This window comes from Burkholderia sp. Tr-862 (genome assembly GCF_011753085.1).
Taxonomy (GTDB): domain Bacteria; phylum Pseudomonadota; class Gammaproteobacteria; order Burkholderiales; family Burkholderiaceae; genus Burkholderia; species Burkholderia ambifaria.
The window spans coordinates 1-20,192 of the sequence record NZ_VWWG01000124.1 but is presented as its reverse complement, the minus strand read 5'-3'; the positions used below and the strand labels follow the sequence as shown (position 1 = coordinate 20,192).

At 67.4% G+C, this 20,192-nt stretch carries 21 protein-coding genes; 7 read left to right on the top strand and 14 right to left on the bottom strand.

Features of this window, described 5'->3' with window-relative positions:
• Positions 1-29: 29 nt before the first annotated feature.
• The 9 genes from F3J14_RS25600 to F3J14_RS25560 form a co-directional block, all read right to left on the bottom strand.
• Entirely contained in the window at positions 30-1,061 is a 1,032-nt protein-coding gene (locus tag F3J14_RS25600; RefSeq protein ID WP_105834349.1) for a LacI family DNA-binding transcriptional regulator, read from the bottom strand.
• A 36-nt stretch (positions 1,062-1,097) separates the two neighbouring features.
• Positions 1,098-2,117, bottom strand: coding sequence for an ABC transporter permease (locus F3J14_RS25595; protein ID WP_166725348.1), 1,020 nt, complete (start codon positions 2,115-2,117; stop codon positions 1,098-1,100).
• Positions 2,114-3,727, bottom strand: coding sequence for a sugar ABC transporter ATP-binding protein (locus tag F3J14_RS25590; protein ID WP_166725347.1), 1,614 nt, complete (start codon positions 3,725-3,727; stop codon positions 2,114-2,116). Before F3J14_RS25590 ends, F3J14_RS25595 begins: the two co-directional genes overlap by 4 nt.
• 145 nt (positions 3,728-3,872) lie before the next feature.
• Positions 3,873-4,823: a sugar ABC transporter substrate-binding protein gene (locus F3J14_RS25585; protein WP_166725346.1), complete on the bottom strand. Its 951-nt coding sequence runs from the start codon at positions 4,821-4,823 to the stop codon at positions 3,873-3,875.
• 797 nt (positions 4,824-5,620) lie between these two features.
• Complete coding sequence (locus tag F3J14_RS25580; protein ID WP_166725345.1) at positions 5,621-6,547, bottom strand: CysB family HTH-type transcriptional regulator; 927 nt, start codon at positions 6,545-6,547, stop codon at positions 5,621-5,623.
• 80 nt (positions 6,548-6,627) lie between these two features.
• The gene (locus F3J14_RS25575; protein WP_006759463.1) at positions 6,628-7,686 is read right to left on the bottom strand and encodes a sulfate ABC transporter ATP-binding protein; all 1,059 of its coding nucleotides are present in this window, start codon (positions 7,684-7,686) and stop codon (positions 6,628-6,630) included.
• A 13-nt stretch (positions 7,687-7,699) separates the two neighbouring features.
• On the bottom strand, positions 7,700-8,647 hold the full coding sequence (gene cysW, locus F3J14_RS25570; protein ID WP_166725344.1) for a sulfate ABC transporter permease subunit CysW: 948 nt from the start codon (positions 8,645-8,647) through the stop codon (positions 7,700-7,702).
• Positions 8,644-9,543, bottom strand: coding sequence for a sulfate ABC transporter permease subunit CysT (gene cysT, locus F3J14_RS25565; RefSeq protein WP_166725343.1), 900 nt, complete (start codon positions 9,541-9,543; stop codon positions 8,644-8,646). The genes cysW and cysT overlap by 4 nt, the downstream gene beginning before the upstream one ends.
• A gap of 146 nt (positions 9,544-9,689) precedes the next feature.
• Positions 9,690-10,727 (bottom strand): sulfate ABC transporter substrate-binding protein, encoded by a 1,038-nt coding sequence (locus tag F3J14_RS25560; RefSeq protein WP_166725342.1) that lies wholly within the window; start codon positions 10,725-10,727, stop codon positions 9,690-9,692.
• A 264-nt stretch (positions 10,728-10,991) separates the two neighbouring features.
• On the opposite strand from F3J14_RS25560, the gene lexA reads away from it, so the two are divergent.
• Genes lexA through F3J14_RS25545 form a run of 3 tightly spaced genes read left to right on the top strand, consistent with a single transcriptional unit; the run spans position 10,992 to position 12,720 of the window.
• Positions 10,992-11,639 carry a transcriptional repressor LexA gene (gene lexA, locus F3J14_RS25555; protein WP_006754655.1) on the top strand — a complete coding sequence of 216 codons (648 nt, stop codon included), beginning with the start codon at positions 10,992-10,994 and terminating at the stop codon, positions 11,637-11,639.
• Between the two features lie 26 nt (positions 11,640-11,665).
• Complete coding sequence (locus tag F3J14_RS25550) at positions 11,666-12,004, top strand: hypothetical protein (RefSeq protein WP_166725341.1); 339 nt, start codon at positions 11,666-11,668, stop codon at positions 12,002-12,004.
• 29 nt (positions 12,005-12,033) lie between these two features.
• Entirely contained in the window at positions 12,034-12,720 is a 687-nt protein-coding gene (locus tag F3J14_RS25545; RefSeq protein WP_166725340.1) for a DUF2939 domain-containing protein, read from the top strand.
• 98 nt (positions 12,721-12,818) lie between these two features.
• Here F3J14_RS25545 and F3J14_RS25540 read toward each other — a convergent pair whose 3' ends face one another.
• Positions 12,819-13,316: a universal stress protein gene (locus F3J14_RS25540; protein WP_006754652.1), complete on the bottom strand. Its 498-nt coding sequence runs from the start codon at positions 13,314-13,316 to the stop codon at positions 12,819-12,821.
• Here F3J14_RS25540 and F3J14_RS25535 point away from each other — a divergent pair.
• The 3 genes from F3J14_RS25535 to F3J14_RS25525 all read left to right on the top strand — a co-directional run bounded on the left by F3J14_RS25535 (position 13,315) and on the right by F3J14_RS25525 (position 15,398).
• Positions 13,315-13,479, top strand: coding sequence for a hypothetical protein (locus tag F3J14_RS25535; protein ID WP_166725334.1), 165 nt, complete (start codon positions 13,315-13,317; stop codon positions 13,477-13,479). The genes F3J14_RS25540 and F3J14_RS25535 overlap by 2 nt on opposite strands.
• Before the next feature lie 164 nt (positions 13,480-13,643).
• A complete protein-coding gene (gene nodI / locus F3J14_RS25530; RefSeq protein WP_006759456.1) occupies positions 13,644-14,558 on the top strand; it encodes a nodulation factor ABC transporter ATP-binding protein NodI in 915 nt (304 codons plus the stop codon).
• Positions 14,559-14,564: 6 nt separating this feature from the next.
• Positions 14,565-15,398 (top strand): ABC transporter permease, encoded by an 834-nt coding sequence (locus tag F3J14_RS25525; RefSeq protein WP_166725339.1) that lies wholly within the window; start codon positions 14,565-14,567, stop codon positions 15,396-15,398.
• A 48-nt stretch (positions 15,399-15,446) separates the two neighbouring features.
• Here the strand turns inward: F3J14_RS25525 and F3J14_RS25520 are convergent, their stop codons facing one another.
• The 4 genes from F3J14_RS25520 to F3J14_RS25505 form a co-directional block, all read right to left on the bottom strand.
• Positions 15,447-15,869 carry a hypothetical protein gene (locus F3J14_RS25520; protein WP_006759454.1) on the bottom strand — a complete coding sequence of 141 codons (423 nt, stop codon included), beginning with the start codon at positions 15,867-15,869 and terminating at the stop codon, positions 15,447-15,449.
• A 172-nt stretch (positions 15,870-16,041) separates the two neighbouring features.
• Entirely contained in the window at positions 16,042-17,100 is a 1,059-nt protein-coding gene (locus F3J14_RS25515) for a permease (protein WP_166725338.1), read from the bottom strand.
• The gene (mnmH, locus tag F3J14_RS25510; protein ID WP_166725337.1) at positions 17,097-18,224 is read right to left on the bottom strand and encodes a tRNA 2-selenouridine(34) synthase MnmH; all 1,128 of its coding nucleotides are present in this window, start codon (positions 18,222-18,224) and stop codon (positions 17,097-17,099) included. The genes F3J14_RS25515 and mnmH overlap by 4 nt, the downstream gene beginning before the upstream one ends.
• Before the next feature lie 64 nt (positions 18,225-18,288).
• Positions 18,289-19,242, bottom strand: a complete 954-nt coding sequence (locus F3J14_RS25505; protein ID WP_166725336.1) for a LysR family transcriptional regulator — start codon at positions 19,240-19,242, stop codon at positions 18,289-18,291.
• Between the two features lie 164 nt (positions 19,243-19,406).
• Between F3J14_RS25505 and F3J14_RS25500 the strand changes: the two genes are divergently transcribed.
• Positions 19,407-20,192: M20/M25/M40 family metallo-hydrolase (locus F3J14_RS25500; RefSeq protein WP_166725335.1), on the top strand; the 786-nt coding region annotated here is incomplete at its 3' end.

Below are 20,192 nucleotides of genomic sequence, written 5' to 3'. Positions count from 1 at the left end.
CACGCGGCCGGCGCCCGCGGTGCGCGCCGTCATGCGCGAGCGCCGGGCGTGGCCGGCTCGCGGTAAATCGCGGTCGATTCGCGCAGCACGAGGCGTGGCGACACGACGCGCCGACGGCTCGGCGCGGCCGTCGAGCCGCCGCCGATCCGCTCGATCAGCGTCTGCGCAGCCATTTCGCCGAGCGCGCGCACCGACTGGCCGACCGTCGACAGCGCCGGGTACGTGTAGCGGGAGAATTCGATGTCGTCGAAGCCGATGATCGAGCAGTCGTCCGGCACGCGCAGCCCGCGCTCGGCCGCCGCGCGCAGCGCACCGACGCCCATCAGGTCGTTGCCCGCGAAAATCGCGCTCGGATGCACCGACTCGAACAGCCGCGACGCCGCGTGATAGCCGCCGAGGCACGAGAAATCGCTTTCCGCGATCGCGCCCGGCACGATGTCGATCCCGCGCTCGGCCATCGCGCGGATGAAGCCGTGCACGCGCATCGCGCTGACGGCCGTGTCGGTCGGCCCGGTGATGCAGCCGATCTTCGCGTGCCCGAGTTCGAGCAGGTGACGCGTCGCCAGGTACGCGCCGCGTTCGTGATCGATCTGCACGAGGTCGGCCGCGAGCCCCTCGATATTGCGGTCGACGACGACGAGCGGCGCATGCGCGTGCGCGAGCGTCTGCGCGAGCACCGCGTCCTCGCCGGCCGATGCGACGATCAGCCCGTCGATGCGCTTTTCCTGCAGCACGCGCAGGTAGTTGCGCTGCTTCACGGGATCGTCGTCCGAGTTGCAGAAGAACACGCAATAGCCGTTGGCCGCGCACTGATCCTCGATGCCGCGCGCAAGCTCCGCGAAGTACGGATTCGTACTGTTCGGCACGACGAGTCCGATGGTCGCCGTCGAACGCGCCTTGAGCGAGCGCGCCACGGCCGACGGCACGTAATTCAGCTCACGGATTGCGCCCTCGACCTTCGCACGCACGTCCGCGGACACCGGCCGCGAATTGTTCACCACGTGCGAGACGGTCGTAAACGACACGCCCGCCATGGCCGCCACATCCTTGATCGTCGCCATTTCCCGTTTCTCTCTGGTCTGCTTTCTGTGTAGTTCTTACCGGGCGCGCGCGCGCCGGCTGCGATACGTATCGAGCACGACCGCCACCACGATCACCGCCCCGGTGATGATCCGTTTGGTCGGCTCGTTCGCGCCGATCTGCGCCAGGCCCGCGGCCAGCACGGAGATGATCAACACGCCGAAGAACGTGCTGATCACCGAGCCGCGCCCGCCCATCAGGCTCGTGCCGCCGATGACGACGGCCGCGATCACCTGCAGTTCGAGGCCCGCGCCCGCGTTCGGGTCGGCGGCCTCGAGCCGCGAGATCTGGAACAGCGACGCGAGCCCCGCGAGCGCGCCCATCAATGCGAATACGAGGATTTTATACGGCCGCGGGTTAACCCCGGCGAGCCGCACGGCCTCCTCGTTCGTGCCGATCCCGACGAGATAGCGCCCGAATACGGTACGCGTGAGCACGAACTGTGCCGCGATCATCACCGCGACCGCGATCAGGAACGCCGGCGAGATGCCGAGCGCGATCGGGTTCGACAGGAAATCGAACGCGTCGCCGATGTAGGCCGTGCGCGAATTCGTCAGCTGGTAAGCGACGCCGCGCGCGGCCTCGAGCACGCCGAGCGACACGATGAACGACGGAATCCGCCAGCCGACCGTGATCGCGCCGGTCAGCGAGCCGGTCACGGTCGCGACCGCGATCCCGATCAGCGCGGCCGGCAGCGGCCCCCACTGCCATTTCAGCGCGGCCACGCTGACCATCGACGCGGCCAGCGCGAGCACCGAGCCGACCGACAGGTCGATGCCGGCGATGATCAGCACGAAGGTCATCCCGACCGACATCACGACGAGATCGGGGATCTGGTTCGCGATCGTACTGAACGTATCGTAGGTCAGGAAATGCGAGCTCAGCACCGAAAACAGCGCGATCATCGCGGCGAGCGCACCGGCGAGCCCGAGATAGTTGGACAGGCCGAGCCGCGTGCCGGACAGCGTGCGCGCGCGGCGCCCGGTCACGTCCTGCTGCGCGCCTGCGTCGCTCGGGGATACGGGAGGCTGGGTCATTGCTGTCGTCCTGTCGTCGAAGTGCCGGAAGCCGCGCTCGGCGCCGCTTGCGCATCCGGGTGGCGCGTGCCTTCCGGCAGCGCTTCGCGGCCGAAGCCGGCGAATGCCGCGGCCAGCAGCGCATCCTGGGTCCAGTTGCCGCGTTCGAACACGGCGGTCATGCGGCCGGCCGACATCACGCCGATCCGGTCGCAGATCAGCATCAGCTCGCGCAGGTCGCTCGAGACGACCACCAGCGCGCGGCCCTCGCGCGCAAGCGCGCCCATCAGCGTGTAGATCTCGAATTTGGCGCCGACGTCGATTCCGCGGGTCGGCTCGTCGAACAGCAGCACGCCCATGTCGCGCGCGAGCCAGCGGCCGATCACGACCTTCTGCTGGTTGCCGCCCGACAATTCGCCGACTGCCTGCGCGGCGCCGTGCGTGCGAATCCGCAACGCGTCGATCTGTTGCTCGGCGAGCGCCGTTTCGCGCGCCGTATCGACGATGCCGCCGCGCGCGAGCCGCTCGAGCTGGCCGAGCGACACGTTCGACGTGACCGACTGCGACAGCAGCAGCCCTTCGCCCTTGCGGTCCTCGGTGATCAGCGCGATGCCGTGCCGCACCGCATCGACGGGCGATCCGATGCGCGCCGGCTTCAGCGGATCGCCGACCGCGATCATCCCGGCGTCCGGTGTATCCGCGCCGTAGATCAGCCGCAGCAACTCGGTACGCCCCGCGCCGATCAGCCCCGAGATGCCGAAGATTTCGCCCGAACGCACTTCGAGCGACACGTCCTGCACGGCCGTGCCGCGCGTCATGCCCGACACGGCGAGTCGCGGCGCGCCGATCCGGCGCGGGCCGAGATCGATGTGCTCGCCGATCTCGCGTCCGACCATCAGCGTGACGAGCCCGTCGGACGTCGTCGCGGCCATGTCGCCGACGTGCACGAGCCGGCCGTCGCGCAGCACCGCGACGCGCTCGGCGACGCGCGCGAGCTCCTCGAGCCGGTGCGAGATGTAGACGATCGCCACGCCGTGCGCCTTCAACCGGTCGATCTGCTCGAACAGCAGCTCGACCTCGCGCGCGGTCAGCATCGCGGTCGGCTCATCGAGGATCAGCACGCGGCAGTCGCCGATCAGGTTGCGCGCGATCTCGACCATCTGCTGGTGGCCGATGCCGAGCGCACCGACCGGCGTGTCGGGGTCGACCGCGTCGAGCCCGACACGCGCCATCGCCGCCTGCGCGTCGTCATGCAGCCGCGCGCGGTCGATGATGCCGAAGCGTCGCGGCAGACGGTTCAGAAACAGGTTTTCGGCGATCGTGAGCGTCGGCAGCAGGTTCAGTTCCTGCATCACCATGCGCACGCCGAGTGCCTCGGCCTGCGTGCGGCTCGCCGGCGCATAGGCCTGGCCGCCGAGCTGCATCGTGCCGGTCGTCGGGTCGACGAGCCCGCCGATGATCTTCGACAGCGTGCTCTTTCCTGCGCCGTTCTCGCCCGTCAGCGCGAGCGCTTCACCCGGCGCAAGCGTCAGCGTGACGTCGGCGAGCACCGGTTCGGCGTAGGTCTTGCCCACGCCGGAGACGGACAGCACGGGAACGGCTGAACGGGAGGGTTGGAAGGTCGGTTCCATCGCGATCCTGATTGCGGCCGCGCGCACGCGACGCGCGGGTATGACGCTCACAAGTGCATGTGCATGCAGTGGCCGTGATCGCGCTCACTCCGTATAACGGCCGCCAGCCCGGATTCTTGAGCGTTGCGGCCGCGACGGGGCAGCGTTACTTCGTCACGAGATCCACCGGCGTCTCGACCACACCGGTCATGTCGGCCTGCTTGCGATGCTCGGCAATCGCCTTGAGCGCCGTGTCGATGCCGAACACGGCCTGCTTCGCCGCGTACTGGTCGGCGGTCGCGAGCACGCGGCCGTCCTTCAGCATCGGCTTGATCGCGTTGATGTTGTCGTAGCCGACCACAAACACCTTGCCCTGCTTGCCCGCGGCCCGCACGGCCGACACCGCGCCGATCGCCATGTTGTCGTTGCCGCACAGCAGCGCCCGCAGGTTCGGGTATTCGTTGAGCATCGCGGACGCGACCGCATTGCCCTTGTCGATCTCCCATTCGCCCGACTGCACCGACACGACCTTCATCCCGCCGGCCTTCATCGCATCCTGGAAGCCGGCCGTGCGCTGCTGCGCGTTGGTCGTCGTCGACACGCCTTCAAGGATGCCGACCTGGTCGCCCGCCTTCAGCCGCTTCGCGAGGTAGTCGCCGATCTTGCGCGCGCCCTTGCGGTTGTCCGGGCCGACGAACGGCACGTTCAGGTTCTTCGACTTCAGCACGTCCGGATCGAGCCGGTTGTCGATGTTCACGACGATGATGCCCGCGTCGACCGCCTTCTTCACGACCGGCACGAGCGCCTTCGAATCAGCCGGCGCGAGCACGATCGCATCGACCTTCGACACGATCATCTGCTCGACGATGCGGATCTGGTTCGCGGTGTCGGTCTCGTCCTTGATGCCGTTCGTGACCAGGTCGAACTGCCCGGCGTTGTGCTTCTGGTATTCCTTCGCGCCGGTTTCCATCGTCAGGAAGAACTCGTTGGCGAGCGACTTCATCACGAGTGCGACCTTCGGCTTGCCCGCTGCTTGAGCATGGACGGCCGGTGCGGCGGCGACCGCGACGGCGGCAAGCGCGGCGGTCAGGAAGCGACGGCGAAAGAGGACATTCATACACATCTCCTGGCGACTGGCCCGCTGGGCCGGATTGTTGTCTGGTTGTTGTTTTAATGCGAGCAAACGTTTGCGCCACACTACCCGGGCACTGGCCATCGATGCTGCTTGTCGGTACCAAGGAATGGAAGCGGGGCAGACGGCCGACTGCCTGGCGCGCGCTGTCGTCGGCGCGCCACCGCCGGCGGGACGCCGGCGGAGTGAAAGCTATGCTGTACCGTTTCGGTTCGACGCGCAACCCGTCTGATCAATATTTAAGGGTTTATTCGGAGCACGCGATTACGTGTGCCGATTGCGGCGCGTTACAGCCGGGGCCGCGGCGCCGCTTCGTCGCGCTCGCGAAGGAAACCGTTTCGGGTTCAATGATCGGCCTTCGTCGAATCCGGCTTGTACATCGAATTCGCTTTGCGTTTTCCACGTGTGCGCTGTTTCCGATTTCATTCAGCGCGATGCGATGAGTTGCGCTCGCCGCTGCAGGCCCGAGCCGCTCGCGGCAACGGCCGCGCAGCAGCGCCGACGCGGTTTGCCGACCCGCGTTCCGGCGGATTAAATCATATCTTTGTGAAAGTGGCCTGTTCGAGAGGGTCGAAGCGAGGCATCCGAATGTGCCGTCTTGTTGTTCTGTTTAATCGGTGCTGTTAATCGGCGCATACGTGACGGTCGCCGCGCGCGGCAAGGCGGATTGTCAGCGACGACGTCGATCGAAGGTTCGACGCGTCGGCACACGATGACATGACGAAGCCATCGCGCAGCACGTCCGGCGGGCGCTTGCCGCGCCCCCGGACATCGCCCCGCCGTCAGACCGCTTCGCGCAGCTGCGCGGCGATTTCCGCTTCGTTCAGCTGCGGCGCGAACATCTCGATCAGCCGGTACGCATACGCGCGCAGGAACGCGCCCTTGCGCAGCCCGACACGCGTCGTGCTCGCCTCGAACAGGTGCTGCGTGTCGAGCGCGACGAGCCCGGTGTCGCGCTGCGGATCGAAGGCCATCGCCGCGACGACGCCGATCCCCATCCCGAGCTCGACGTAGGTCTTGATCACGTCCGCGTCGATCGCGGTCAGCACCACGTCGGGCACCGCGCCGGCCTGCGTGAATGCCTGGTCGATGTGCGAGCGGCCCGTGAAGTCCTGGTCATACGTGATGATCGGGTACTCGGCGATTTCGTCGAGCGTCAGGTTCTCGCGGCCGACGAGCGGATGCCCCTTCGGCACGACGACCGTGTGGTGCCACGAATAGCACGGGAACGTCACGATGTCCGGATAGCGGTCGAGCGCCTCGGTCGAGATGCCGAGATCGGCTTCGCCGTTCAGGATCATCTGCGCGATCTGCTGCGGGCTGCCCTGGCGCAGCGCGAGATGCACCTTCGGGAACACGTCGGTGAACTGCCGGATCACCTTCGGCAGTGCGTAGCGCGCCTGCGTGTGCGTCGTCGCGACGACGAGGTGGCCGCTGTCCTGGTCCGCGAACTGGCGCGCGACGCGGCGCAGATTCTCGGCGTCGAGCAGCATCCGCTCGATCAGCTGGTGCACGGCCTTGCCGGGCTCCGTGAGCCCCGTGAGCCGCTTGCCGCGCCGGATGAAGATGTCGACGCCCAGTTCGTCCTCGAGATCCTTGATCTGCTTCGACACGCCCGACTGCGACGTGTACAGCACGTTCGCGACTTCCGTCAGGTTCATGTTCTGACGCACGGCTTCGCGCACGAAACGCAATTGCTGAAAATTCATGGGTATGCCTCTTAGGCTGTCGTTGTTCGAATGTCACTCCGGAGCGGTATCCGCCCTCTTCTCTTTACCGGGTTCGGACGTCAGTGTGCGGGAAATACCCGGACCGCGCGCGGCACGGCCGTCGCGCCGTCGCCGACCTGCAGCGCGAGCGCCCGCCACGCGTCGCGATCGAGTTCCGCTTCGAGCGCGCCGCCCGTGCGCGCCTCGAGTTCGACCCGCACCGAGCCGCCGAGCGGGATCACGCGGCGCACGTCCACGGCGATGCCGTCGCGATGACCGTCGCCGGCCGGCCACAGCTGCAGGTCGTGCGGCCGCACGTACGCGTTCGCGGGGCCCGCGAAATCGGCATCGACCGCGATCGGCGCCGCCGCGCCCTCGGCGACGAAGCCACGGCCGGCGACCGTGCCCGGCAGGCGGTTCGCCGCGCCGAGGAATTCGTAGACGAACGCGCTTTGCGGATGATCATAGACGTCCTGCGGGCTGCCGACCTGCTCCACGTGCCCGCGATTCAGCACGACGATCCGGTCGGCCACTTCCAGCGCCTCTTCCTGGTCGTGCGTGACGAAGATCGTCGAGATGTGCAGGTCGTCGTGCAGGCGCCGCAGCCAGCCGCGCAGTTCCTTGCGCACCTTCGCGTCGAGCGCGCCGAACGGCTCGTCGAGCAGCAGCACCTTCGGCTCGACCGCGAGCGCGCGGGCGAGCGCGATCCGCTGGCGCTGGCCGCCCGACAGCTCGGACGGATAGCGCTGCGCGAGCCAGTCGAGCTGCACGAGCTTCAGCAGCTCGTGCACCTTGTCGCGGATCACGGCCTCCGACGGCCGCTCGCGGCGCGGCTTCACGCGCAGCCCGAACGCGACGTTCTCGAATACGGTCATGTGGCGAAACAGCGCGTAATGCTGGAACACGAAGCCGACCTGGCGATCGCGCGCGCCGACCGATGCGACGTCGAGCCCCTGCAGCACGACCTGGCCGGCGTCCGCGTGCTCGAGGCCCGCGATCACGCGCAGCAGCGTGGTCTTGCCGCAGCCGGACGGCCCGAGCAGCGCGACGAGCTCGCCCGCGGGAAAGTCGAGCGACACGTTGTCGAGGGCGGTGAAATCGCCGAAGCGCTTCTGAAGGTGACGGACGGTGATACCCATTCTGGTTGCCTCTTTACGATTTCGACGAAATGGCGGCGACGGGGCCGGCATGAGCGGGAACGTCATCGCGTGCGCCGGCCAGTTCGGCGGCGAGATGACGCTCGGCGAGCAGCTTCAGCGCGAGCGTGACGAGCGCGAGCAGCGCCAGCACCGACGCCACGGCGAACGCTGCCGCGAAGTTATATTCGTTGTACAGGATCTCGACGTGCAGCGGCATCGTGTCGGTCACGCCGCGAATGTGGCCGGACACGACCGACACCGCGCCGAACTCGCCCATCGCGCGCGCATTGCACAGGATCACGCCATACAGCAGGCCCCACTTCACGTTCGGCAGCGTCACGCGCCGGAAGATCTGCCAGCCGGACGCGCCGAGCACGCGCGCGGCTTCTTCTTCGTCGGTGCCCTGCGCCTGCATCAGCGGGATCAGCTCGCGCGCGACGAACGGGAACGTGACGAAGATCGTCGCGAGCACGATGCCCGGCACCGCGAAGATGATCTGCACGTCGTGGTCCTGCAGCCATGGCCCGAGCCAGCCCTGCGCGCCGAACAGCAGCACGTAGACGAGGCCCGAGATCACCGGCGACACGGAGAACGGCAGGTCGATCAGCGTGGTGAGCAACGCCTTGCCGCGGAATTCGAACTTCGCGATCGCCCACGACGCGCACACGCCGAACACGAGATTCAGCGGCACCGCGATCACGGCGACCGTCAGCGTCAGCTTGATCGCCGACCATGCGTCCGGATCGGCGAGCGATTCGAGATAGAAGCCGACGCCCTTGCGCAGCGCCTCGAAGAACACCGCGGCGAGCGGCACGACGAGGAAGAACGCGAGGAACGCCAGCGCGATGCCCGTGAGCAGCCAGCGCACGACGCGCGACTCGCTGACGGGGTCGGGCTGTTTCGCGGCGCGCGCGCGCGCGGCGGACGGGTTGTTCAGCACGGCACTGGACTCCTGGTTCATTGCTGGCCTCCTGCGGTGGTCGCGGCAACGGTTGCGGTCGACGGCGCGGGGCCGCTCGCTCCCTTGCTCGTACGACGCTGCAGATACCACTGCAGCGTGTTGATCAGGAGCAGCATCAGGAACGACACGACCAGCATCACGACCGCGAGCGCGGTCGCGCCTGCGTAGTCGTACTGCTCGAGCTTCGTGATGATCAAGAGCGACGTGATCTCGGATTTCATCGGCACGTTGCCGGCGATGAAGATCACCGACCCGTATTCGCCGAGCGCGCGCGCGAACGCCAGCGCGAAGCCGGTGAGCAGCGCCGGCAGCACGGCCGGCAGCACGACGCGGCGGAACGTCAGCCAGCGCGATGCGCCGAGGCACGCGGCGGCCTCCTCCTGCTCGCGCTCGAAATCCTCGAGCACCGGCTGCACGGTGCGCACGACGAACGGCAGCCCGATGAAGGTCAGCGCAACCAGCACGCCGACCGGCGTGAACGCGATCTTGATGCCGAACGGCGCGAGATACTGGCCGACCCAGCCGTTGGTCGCATAGACGGCTGCAAGCGAAATGCCCGCGACCGAGGTCGGCAACGCGAACGGCAGGTCGACGATTGCGTCGACGAGGCGCTTGAACGGGAACCGGTAGCGCACCAGCACCCACGCGACGAGAAAGCCGAACACGGCGTTGATCAATGCGCCGCCCAGGGCGGCGGAAAACGTCAGCCGGTACGACGCGAGTACGCGCGGCGACGTGACGGCGGTGACGAACTGGTCCCACGACAGCGTCGCGGTCTTCAGGAACGTGGCGGCGAGCGGGATCAGCACCACGAGGCTCAAATAGGCCACCGTGATGCCGAGCGTCACGCCGAAGCCGGGCAGCGCGCTCGGCTTGCGAAAGGTGTACGTCGTCATCGGATGCTCTTGCTGGGTCGATGCTGCTCATGGGTCCGACGCAAACGCCGGCGCGGGAAATCGCGCCGGCGGCCGTCGGGGATGCGGCGCGCTGTCGTGGCGCGCCGCTGTCGTTATGGGTTTGCTGCGTGACGTGACTGTTGGCGTTACTGCGGCTTGTAGATCGAGTCGAACACGCCGCCGTCCGCGAAATGCGTCTTCTGCGCATTCGTCCAGCCGCCGAACGTGTCGTCGACCGTGTACAGCTTCAGCTTCGGGAACTGCTTCGTCAGCTCCGCCGGCACGTTCTTCGAACGCGGACGGTAGTAGTTGCGCGCCGCGATCTCCTGGCCCTGCGGGCTATACAGGAAATTCAGGTAGGCCTCCGCCAGCTTGCGCGTACCCTTCTTGTCGACCACCTTGTCGACCACCGCGACGGGCGGCTCGGCCAGGATGCTCACCGACGGCACGACGATCTCGAACTTGTCGGTGCCGAATTCCTTGATCGACAGGAACGCCTCGTTCTCCCACGCGATCAGCACGTCGCCGATCCCGCGCTGCACGAAGCTCGTCGTCGCGCCACGCGCGCCCGAATCGAGCACGCCTGCATTCTTGTAGAGCTTCGTCACGAATTCCTTCGCGCTTTGCTCGTTACCGCCCGGCTTGTGCACGGCATACGACCATGCGGCCAGGTAGTTCCAGCGCGCGCCGCCCGAGGTCTTCGGGTTCGGCGTGACGATCGAGATGCCCGGCTTGGTCAGATCGTCCCAGTCCTTGATCCCCTTCGGATTGCCCTTGCGCACCAGGAACACGATCGTCGACGTGTACGGCGACGCGTTGTCGGGCAGGCGCTTCTGCCAGTCCTTGTTCACCAGCCCCTTGTTCGCGAGCGCGTCGATGTCGTACGCGAGCGCCAGCGTGACGACGTCGGCCTGCAGGCCGTCGAGCACCGAACGCGCCTGCGCGCCCGAGCCGCCGTGCGACTGCTTGAAGTTGACGGTCTCGCCCGTCTTCGCCTTCCACTCCTTGCCGAACGCCTGGTTGAAGTCCTGATACAGCTCGCGCGTCGGGTCGTACGACACGTTCAGGAACGTCGTATCGGCCTGGGCATGCGTCGCGACGCCCAGCGCCGCCGCCGCGCCCAGCGCGAGTGTTGCGATCAGGCGGCCCACTCCGCCCACCAGCCCCGTATTGCGCTTCGCCATCCTTGGTTCTCCAGTGTTGTCGGTATTGCGATGTCGGGCCAGTCTAGCGAACGGGCTACATGATTAAAAATAATCGTTCTTCATTTTTTAATACTCAAAAGTGCTAACGCAGACTGGGCGGACGGTTGCGGCAGACAAACCGGCGTCCGGACGTCGCGAAATCGCGGCGGAACCGGCGCGATCGCGTCGAACCTCAAGTAACACTTGAAATTCGCGAAGTACTGTATAAAAATACAGCTCACTGTCTATCCATACAGTTAAGCCATGACCAAACTCACCGCACGTCAGCAGCAAGTGTTCGACTTGATCCGCCGGGCGATCGAGCGCTCCGGTTTCCCGCCCACGCGCGCCGAGATCGCGGCCGAACTGGGTTTCAGCTCGCCGAACGCGGCCGAGGAACACCTCCGTGCGCTGGCGCGCAAGGGCGTGATCGAGCTGGCCGCCGGCGCGTCGCGCGGCATTCGCTTGCTCGGCATCGACGATGCGCCGCACCAGTTCACGCTGCCGCACGCCGGCCTGATGCAACTGTCGCTGCCGCTCGTCGGCCGGGTGGCGGCCGGTAGCCCGATCCTCGCGCAGGAGCACATCTCGCAGCATTACGCGTGCGATCCCGCGCTGTTCACGAGCAAGCCCGACTACCTGCTGAAGGTGCGCGGCCTGTCGATGCGCGACGCCGGCATTCTCGACGGCGACCTCCTCGCCGTGCAGAAGCGCACGGAAGCGAAGGACGGCCAGATCATCGTCGCGCGTCTGGGCGACGACGTCACGGTCAAGCGCCTGATGCGCCGGCCCGGCGGCCTCGAGCTGATCGCGGAGAACCCGGATTACGAAAACATCTTCGTCAAGGCCGGCAGCGCGGAATTCGCGCTGGAAGGCATCGCCGTCGGGCTGATCCGCTCGGGCGAACTCTGACAATCGGTCTCGCTGAGGAGAACACCATGGAACGCCTTTCCCGTTTGCTGCCTTTCCGTCAATTCGGTCGCCTGCGTCACCTGCGCGGCCGCACGCCCTGTGCGCCGCTGTCCGCCGCGGCGCCCGTGGTGAACCAAGAAGTCGCAGTTGAACGGCAGGCGTCCCTGCTGCCGTCGGCGCTTCCCGCGTTCGCGCGGGTCTCGCTGAACGCCGGCCTGAATCACGCGGAACCGGCGCGCCGTGCGCCCGTGCGCGTCTATCACGGTCGGTCGCGCCTGATCATGGTCGGGACGATCGATGCCGTGTGCCGGATGATCGATCGCTGCATCGACGAGGAACGATCATCCACGCACGGCGGTCTCTGATTGCGGAACCTGTCCGCACCGGAGGCATCGTGACTGGATCGTCGGGCCGCGCGTGGCGGCTCAAGCCCTTGCTGATCGTCGTGCTGGCCGTCGCCGTCCTGGCGGCGGTCGGCTATGCCTACGCGTCGCCGTACGTCGCGCTAGGCCGCCTGAAATCGGCGATCGACGCGCGCGATGCGCAAGCGGTCAGCGAATATGTCGACTTTCCGTCGCTGCGCATCAGCCTGAAGCAGCAGGTCACGGAAGAGTTGATGCGCCGGATCGACGCGGTGAAGAAGGACAATCCGTTCGCGGTGATTGGGGCGCTGATCGGATCTGCGTTGATCGGCCCGCTGGTCGATGCCTATGCGACACCGGAAGGTGTGGCGGCGTTGATGAGCGGCATCCCGCCGCGCGGTAATCCGGGCGAGCGGCCCCCCGAATGGTCGGGCCCGCCGTCAGGCGGTGCGCCCGGCAACGCACCGGCCGCGCCGCCGGCCAATCCGGCTAGCGCACCCGTGCCGGGCAGCAATGCCACCGCTGCGGCTGCGCCTGCGCCCGCACCAGCGAGCGCGAGCGATACGGGTCATCCGCAGCAAACGAGTGCCGGCTACCGGAATATCGATGAATTCGTCGTGACCTACCAGCGCAGCGCCGACGGCACGCGCTATGCGGCGGTCTTCCGCCGCTTCGGCCTGTTCTCGTGGAAGCTGTCCGCGATCGACCTGCACGCCTGAGCAATCGCAGTGGCGGTCGCGGTCGATGCCGCCGATGCGGCACTGCGCGCGACCGCGCGTGAACCGCCGGCAATCCGGCCGTTCACGCGATCACTGCGTTACTTGCCGTTCGCGGTGGCCGCTTCGCGTTCGCGCGCCATCTCGGCCTTTTGCTCTTCGGCCGACGAACACGCGACCAGAATGCTGCAGTTCACGCGATCGAGCAGTTGCGTGTTGCCCGACCCCATCCACCATCTCGACAACCCGCTGCGGCACCGATGGCCGACGACGACGAGGTCGGCCTTCAACTCCGTCGCGAGATTCGCGATTTCGTCGATCGGATAGCCGAACGCGAAATGGCCTTCCGCCTGAACGCCACGCTCGCGCAGCCAGTTCACGCCTTCCTGCAGGATCTCGCGCGCGGTTTCCTCGAAGCGGCCGCACGCGACGTCGGTCAGCAACCCTGCGCTTTGCGCGATGCTCGAGCGCATGTCGACGACCGACAGCAAGTGCGTTTCCGCCTTCAGGTCCAGCGCGAGATTTGCACCGCACCGCAATGCCTTGCGTCCCTCGAGCGTGCCGTCGTAGCACAGCAGAATCTTGTTGTAGCTAGCCATGAAACCTCCCTATCGCGACTACGTGCCCTATGCACTCATCATGGTGCGCCGCAATTCAGGACGCAAGGGATGGAAAACGCTGATTCGCCACGCGGGGCGCGTCGGCGATGATGCGGTGCACGATCCGTGCGCCCATGCACCGTGCCGCGCCGGCATGCGCTGAAGAGACGCAGCCGATGCACTAGAATGGCCCGTTCGTGCCCTCGACGTGCGTTCGCTCCGGTCATGCTCATGTGACACGCATTCGCCCGATCCGTTCGCCGGCCGGCATGCCCCGCGGGCCGGCCGCGAAACGTGTCCGCGCCCGCTTACAACGACAACCTGCCCATGTCCGTTGCACCGATCGATTTCCGGAACGTCGAAAAACGCTATGGCGACAAGCTCGTCGTCAACGACCTGTCCTTCCACGTACAGGCCGGCGAATGCTACGGCCTGCTCGGGCCGAACGGCGCCGGCAAGACCACGACGCTGAAGATGCTGCTCGGCCTCGTCTATCCCGATGCCGGCGCCATTTCGCTGTGCGGCGAACCGGTTCCGACACGCGCGCGGCATGCGCGCCGGCGCGTCGGTGTCGTCCCGCAGTTCGACAACCTCGATCCGGACTTCACGGTCCGCGAAAACCTGCTCGTGTTCAGCCGCTATTTCGGGATGTCGGCGCAGGCTGCGCGCGCGCTGGTGCAGCCGCTGCTCGAATTCGCGAAGCTGGAAAACAAGGCCGATGCAAAGGTGGGCGAGCTGTCGGGCGGGATGAAGCGGCGTCTGACGCTCGCCCGCGCGCTCGTCAACGATCCCGACGTGCTGGTGCTCGACGAGCCGACGACGGGCCTCGATCCGCAGGCGCGGCACCTGATGTGGGAGCGGTTGCGCTCGCTGCTCGCGCGCGGCAAGACGATCCTGATCACCACGCATTTCATGGAGGAAGCCGAACGCCTGTGCGACCGGCTGTGCGTGATCGAGGAAGGCCGCAAGATCACCGAAGGCGCGCCGCATGCGCTGATCGAGTCCGAGATCGGCTGCGACGTGATCGAGATCTACGGGCCCGACCCGGTCGCGTTGCGCGACGAACTGGCGCCGTTCGCGAAGCACACCGAGATCAGCGGCGAAACGCTGTTCTGCTACGTGACCGATCCCGAGCCGCTCAGTGCGCGACTCAAGGGGCGCACGGGGTTGCGCTATCTGCATCGTCCGGCCAATCTGGAAGACGTATTCCTGCGGCTCACGGGCCGCGAAATGCAGGACTGATCGATCATGGACGCACGCAACTATTCCGCCGCCGCGCCGTCCGCGCCGCCACGCGAGTCACGCTTCGCGATCGCACTGCCCGCGAACGCGACCAACTGGATCGCCGTATGGCGGCGCAACTACCTCGTGTGGCGCAAGCTCGCGCTCGCCTCACTGTTCGGCAATCTCGCCGATCCGATGATCTACCTGTTCGGGCTGGGGTTCGGGCTCGGCCTGATGCTCGGCCACGTCGACGGCGTGTCGTATATCGCGTTCCTCGCCGCCGGCACGGTCGGTTCGAGCGTGATGATGTCCGCGAGCTTCGAGTCGATGTACTCGGGCTTCTCGCGGATGCACGTGCAGCGCACCTGGGAAGCGATCATGCACACGCCGCTCTCGCTGGGCGACATCGTGCTCGGCGAGATTGTCTGGGGTGCGAGCAAGGCGCTGTTGTCGGGCGTCGCGATCATGCTCGTCGCGGGCCTGCTCGGCTATGCGCACTTTCCGTCGATGCTCGCGGCGCTGCCCGTGATCGCGCTCGCCGGCCTCGCGTTCGCAAGCACCGCGATGATCGTCACGGCGCTCGCGCCGTCCTACGACTTCTTCATGTTCTATCAGACGCTCGTGCTGACGCCGATGCTGCTGCTGTCGGGCGTGTTCTTCCCGATCACGCAGTTGCCGCCGATCGCGCAGCGCGCGGCGCACGTGCTGCCGCTCGCGAACGCGGTCGAACTGATCCGGCCCGCGATGCTCGGCAGGCCGGCGACGGACGTCGGCCTGCATCTCGCGGTGCTCGCCGGCTATGCAATCGGCGGATTCGTGGTCTGCGCGTGGCTGTTCCGGCGGCGGATGATGCGCTGACGGCCGGCGCGCCGGGCGCCGGCCCAATGCGAAGACTTTGAGACGACGTTACTCGTCGTCATCGCTCCACGGGATCTCGACGTCGGTCAGGAATGCGACGGTCGCCAGCGGGCCGCCTTCCTGGCGACCGAGCTTGCCGTCGGCACGATGCCATTCGACGCGGAATTGCGTACCCGGATCGTCGGCAATCAGATAGACCGCACGCAGCTCTTCCGCGTCGGCTTCGTCGACCGGGCCGTCGAACGACACCAGCATCTTCTGCGGCCACAGGCCGTTCACCGGATCGTAAATGCGGTCGCCCTGCGGAATCTCGATACTGGCCTCGACGCCGATCGTGGCGGAGGCCTCGATGATCATCGTGCCGAGCGCGTTCAGCACGGCAGTCGCCCGCGCGGAATTGGCCTGGCGGATCGCGAGATCGCCGCGCGTCAGCGCCTTTTCGAGTCGAGGATGAATCTTCGGTTGGGTCATGCGTTTTCCTGTTTGCTTCTTGTAAAGGGCACCGCACGCGTGAAGCGGCGGCGCCGGATGAATACGACGATCAAGCGACGGGATCAGTCTGCGCGCGGCGCAGCGGCCATCCCGCAGGCCCGGTCGGCGGCTGCCGGCCATGCGCGCCGGCTGGCCGTCCCGTGCGTCGCCGTCAGAACCCGAACGCGATCGCGAGCAGCCCGCTCGCGATCCCGAACACGACCACGAGGGCCGTGACGATCGCCAGCATGTACGGCTTGAACGAACGCGCGAGCATCGCGAGCGACGGCACGCTGATCGGCGGCAGCGTCATCAGCAGCGCGGCGGCCGGGCCGACACCCATGCCGAGCGACAGCATCGCCTGGATGATCGGCACCTCGCCGGCCGTCGGGATCACGAACAACGTGCCCGCGACCGCGAACGCGATGATCCAGCCGAGATGGTTGCCGATGTCCGGGCCGATATGCGGGAACAGCCATGCGCGTGCCGCGCCGAGCAGCAGCACGAGCACGATGTATTCGGGCACGAGCCGCACGGCCATGCGCGCGAGCAGCTTGATCCAGCGGACGAACGGATTGCCGGCCGCGGCCTGCCCGGCCGCCAGCGCAGCGAGTTGCGCGTCGTCGATGCCGCGGTCCTCGGGACGCGCGATGCGGTTCAGCAGATAGCCGATCCCGAACACCATCGCAATGCCGAGCACCAGCCGCAGTACGCTCCAGTGCCAGCCGAGCACGAAGCCCATGAACACCAGCGCGGCCGGATTCAGCACCGTGTTGCCGAGCCAGAACGCGACCGCGCCGCCCGGCGACGCGTGCCGCGCGCGCAGGCCGGCGACGACCGGCGCCGCGCAGCAGGTGCACATCATGCCGGGCAGCGACAGCAGGCCGCCCGCGGCGACACTGCCGAAGCCCGTGCGACCGAGCACGCGTGCGACCCAGTGCGCGGGCAGCAGCGCCTGCACGGCCGAACCGAGCAGCAGGCCGAGCACCATCGCCTGCCAGATCGCCTTGCCGTATGCCCATGCGTAGTCGAGCGCCGCCTTCAGCGACGGCTCGGGCGCAGTCGCCGACGTGCCCATCAGGATCGACTGGCCGATCGAATGATGCTCGGCGGCGACGAATGCCTTGTTGTAGTACGGGAACCATTTCACGTAGAACAGTCCCGCGACTGCGATCAGCAGGAAGGTCATCCAGCCGAGCGCCGGATTGGGTTGGGTGCGTGTGGTCGTCATCGTGTGGTGGTCGATTGGTTTGTGTCGGTGTCGGATCCTGCTGCGTCGCCGGCGACGGGCGACGCCGGGAGCCCGGAGCGCGCGAGCGCGTCGAGCAGCGCGCGCGCCTGCTGGCGCACGTCGGCCGCATTCGGCCGGAATGTGAACGTCAGCACGCGGTTCGATTTGTCGTACGACGAACGATAGGTGCGTGCATACGCAGGATCGTAATGCTTGTCGATCAGCGTGCCGAACAGTTCAGCACGCGCGTTCGCGTCGATCAGTGCGTTCCAGCGCGCGACCTCTTCCCGGCTGTGCAGGCCGATCAGTCGATGCAATTGCGCCTTGAACGCGGCCGGGTCGTCGAACAGGTGGGCATAGTCGTCGAGCAGGAACGCGATGCGTTCGTCATGCTCGGCCTCGACCTGCACCCACGGCCCCGCGCGAAACGCGTCCATCAGCGCGAGCGGCAATTGCACGAGCCCGATCTTGCGGCTTTCCGATTCGACGAAGACGGGCCATGCGGGGTCGAAACGCTCGAGCGTTCCGACGAGGCCCGAATCGAACGACTTCTGCGCGGGCTGCGGCACGCCCGGCAATGCACCGAGCAGCGAGCCGCGGTGGCAGGCGAGCGCCTCGAGATCGAGCGTCTGCGCCCCTTCGTCGCGCAGCGCGTTCAAGAGCCGCGTCTTGCCGCAGCCCGTATGGCCGACGAGCGCGATGTAGCGGAACCGCGTGGGCAGCGTGTCGAGCGTCGCGCACACCGAGCGGCGGTATGCCTTGTAGCCGCCGTCGAGCTGCCGCGCCTGCCAGCCGATCAGGTTGAACCAGGTCGTCATCGAGCCCGAGCGCTTGCCGCCGCGCCAGCAGTAGATCAGCGGCCGCCAGTTACGCGGACGGTCGGCGAACGTAGTGTCGAGATGGCGCGCGATGTTGCGTGCGACCATCGCCGCGCCGACGCGCGTCGCTTCGTACGGCGACACCTGACGGTACATCGTGCCGACGATCACGCGCTCCTCGTTGCTGAGCACGGGCGCGTTCAGCGCGCCGGGGATATGATCCTCGGCGAACTCGAGCGGCGTGCGCACGTCGATGATCTCGTCGAACTCGCCGGCGCGATCGAGGGTGACAATCAGGTTCTTCAATTTGGCGTCGAACAGGGGCGATGCGGCTCGGTGAGCCGCACGGGCACGGAAGGCGGATTCGCGATTATCTCATGCCCGGGCGTCTCGGGCCGCGCGCGGCAACGGGCGGGGGCGACGCGGCGCTCATCACGTCGACCAGATGGTCGCGAAACGCGCGTACCGACGCGGGCAGGTCGCGCCCCGCCATGGTCTGCACCTGGATGCTGCGCTCGCGCAACTGCGGGTTCGTGACGGGCACGACGACGAAGCCGTCCGAGTCGAAGCGGTCGCGCACCGACAACAGCCCCGTGAACATCACCGCACCGGTACGCTGCGCATAGCGGTACATCACTGCGGTGTTGTTGCTGGTCAGTTCCGGCTCGAGCATGAGCCCGTCGAGCACGCACGCGATGTCGATCAGCTGGCGCACCGTCGTGCCGGCCTCCGGCAGCACATGCGGGTGCCGCGCGACGTCGGCGAGCGACACCGAGTCGCGCGCCGCGAGCGGATGGTCGCGCCGCACGAGCGCGAAGACCGGCGCACGCTCCGTATGTTCCACGCGCACGCCGTGCTCCGGCGCCAGGCTGAACGTCAGCCCGATGTCGGCGTCGCCGTCGCGCACGCGCCGCGTCGCCTCCGCCGGCGACACGACCCACACCGAGAAATCGACGCCCGGGTGGCGCGCCTTGAAGCCCGCGAGCGCGCCCGGCAGGAAATCGATCGCGAACCCTTCCGAGCAGGCGATCTTCAGCAGGCTGCCGTGCAGCGCTTCCAGACCGCCGATTTCCTTCATCACGTGCTCGGCCTCCAGCAGGCTGCGCTGCGCGAAGCCCAGCAGCCGTTCGCCGGCCTCCGACAGCGTCATCCCGCGCGGCCGCCGCTCGAACAGCGGCGCGCCGAGCTCGCTCTCGAGCTTCGCGATCTGCCGGCTGATCGCCGAGACGGCCACGTGCAGCCGCGCCGATGCGTCGCTGATCGACCCGGTGCGCGCCACTTCGACGAAGTACCGGAGCGCAAGACCATGCAGGAAAGCCGCCATCGTTCTGTCTCCGGGCCCGCCGTCCGGGCCGCTTTGCTTTGCCTTTTCGGCAACGAAATGTTCGAAATTCGATCATTGTGACAAAAAAAACGGCTTCCTAGAATCGATCGCACTCCCCGCCGTGCGCGCCGCGCCCGCCGGAAAACCGACAAAGGAGACATGTCTTGAGCCGTATCACCGCCATCCAGCACGCGCTGAACCAGTTCGAATCGGGCGCCTTCTTCACCACCCTGAGCCGCCGCGTCGGCCTGCGCACCGAGAGCCAGGACAGCGGCGCGGGCGCCGCATTGCGCGCCTACCTGACCGACGAGATCGCGCCGGAAGCCGCGCGCCTCGGCTTCACGTCGCGGATCGTCGAGAACCCCGTCGTCGGCGGCGGGCCGTTTCTGCTCGCGTCGCGCCACGAGGACGACGCGCTGCCGACCGTCCTGATCTACGGCCACGGCGACGTCGTGCGCGGCTACGACGCGCAATGGCGCGCGCCGCTGTCGCCGTGGACGCTGACCGTCGACGGCGATCGCTGGTATGGCCGCGGCAGTGCCGACAACAAGGGCCAGCACACGATCAACCTGGCCGCGCTGGCGAGCGTGCTCGACGCGCGCGGCGGCCGGCTCGGCTTCAACGCGAAACTGCTGATCGAGATGGGCGAGGAAACGGGTTCGCCGGGCCTCGACGCGCTGTGCCGCCAGGAGCGCGACGCGCTCGCGGCGGACGTGCTGATTGCGTCCGACGGGCCGCGCGTCACCGCCGAACGCCCGACCGTGTTCCTCGGCTCGCGTGGCGCGTTCAACTTCAAGCTGAGCCTGCGCGCCCGCGACGGCGGCCATCACTCCGGCAACTGGGGCGGCCTACTGCGCAACCCGGCGACCGTGCTCGCGAACGCGCTCGCGAGCCTCGTCGACGCGCGCGGCGCGATCCGCGTGGCGGGCCTGCGCCCGCCGCCGATCCCG

Excerpts from the sequence above, each read along its gene's own strand:
- F3J14_RS25505 (WP_166725336.1), bottom strand. The coding sequence starts at position 19,242 with ATGGCGGCTTTCCTGCATGGTCTTGCGCTCCGGTACTTCGTCGAAGTG.
- lexA (WP_006754655.1), top strand. The coding sequence starts at position 10,992 with ATGACCAAACTCACCGCACGTCAGCAGCAAGTGTTCGACTTGATCCGC.
- F3J14_RS25540 (WP_006754652.1), bottom strand. The coding sequence starts at position 13,316 with ATGGCTAGCTACAACAAGATTCTGCTGTGCTACGACGGCACGCTCGAG.
- F3J14_RS25525 (WP_166725339.1), top strand. The coding sequence starts at position 14,565 with ATGGACGCACGCAACTATTCCGCCGCCGCGCCGTCCGCGCCGCCACGC.
- F3J14_RS25515 (WP_166725338.1), bottom strand. The coding sequence starts at position 17,100 with ATGACGACCACACGCACCCAACCCAATCCGGCGCTCGGCTGGATGACC.
- F3J14_RS25520 (WP_006759454.1), bottom strand. The coding sequence starts at position 15,869 with ATGACCCAACCGAAGATTCATCCTCGACTCGAAAAGGCGCTGACGCGC.
- F3J14_RS25595 (WP_166725348.1), bottom strand. The coding sequence starts at position 2,117 with ATGACCCAGCCTCCCGTATCCCCGAGCGACGCAGGCGCGCAGCAGGAC.
- F3J14_RS25560 (WP_166725342.1), bottom strand. The coding sequence starts at position 10,727 with ATGGCGAAGCGCAATACGGGGCTGGTGGGCGGAGTGGGCCGCCTGATC.
- cysW (WP_166725344.1), bottom strand. The coding sequence starts at position 8,647 with ATGAACCAGGAGTCCAGTGCCGTGCTGAACAACCCGTCCGCCGCGCGC.
- F3J14_RS25535 (WP_166725334.1), top strand. The coding sequence starts at position 13,315 with ATGAAACCTCCCTATCGCGACTACGTGCCCTATGCACTCATCATGGTG.
- nodI (WP_006759456.1), top strand. The coding sequence starts at position 13,644 with ATGTCCGTTGCACCGATCGATTTCCGGAACGTCGAAAAACGCTATGGC.
- cysT (WP_166725343.1), bottom strand. The coding sequence starts at position 9,543 with ATGACGACGTACACCTTTCGCAAGCCGAGCGCGCTGCCCGGCTTCGGC.
- F3J14_RS25550 (WP_166725341.1), top strand. The coding sequence starts at position 11,666 with ATGGAACGCCTTTCCCGTTTGCTGCCTTTCCGTCAATTCGGTCGCCTG.
- F3J14_RS25575 (WP_006759463.1), bottom strand. The coding sequence starts at position 7,686 with ATGGGTATCACCGTCCGTCACCTTCAGAAGCGCTTCGGCGATTTCACC.
- F3J14_RS25590 (WP_166725347.1), bottom strand. The coding sequence starts at position 3,727 with ATGGAACCGACCTTCCAACCCTCCCGTTCAGCCGTTCCCGTGCTGTCC.
- F3J14_RS25600 (WP_105834349.1), bottom strand. The coding sequence starts at position 1,061 with ATGGCGACGATCAAGGATGTGGCGGCCATGGCGGGCGTGTCGTTTACG.
- F3J14_RS25580 (WP_166725345.1), bottom strand. The coding sequence starts at position 6,547 with ATGAATTTTCAGCAATTGCGTTTCGTGCGCGAAGCCGTGCGTCAGAAC.
- F3J14_RS25585 (WP_166725346.1), bottom strand. The coding sequence starts at position 4,823 with ATGAATGTCCTCTTTCGCCGTCGCTTCCTGACCGCCGCGCTTGCCGCC.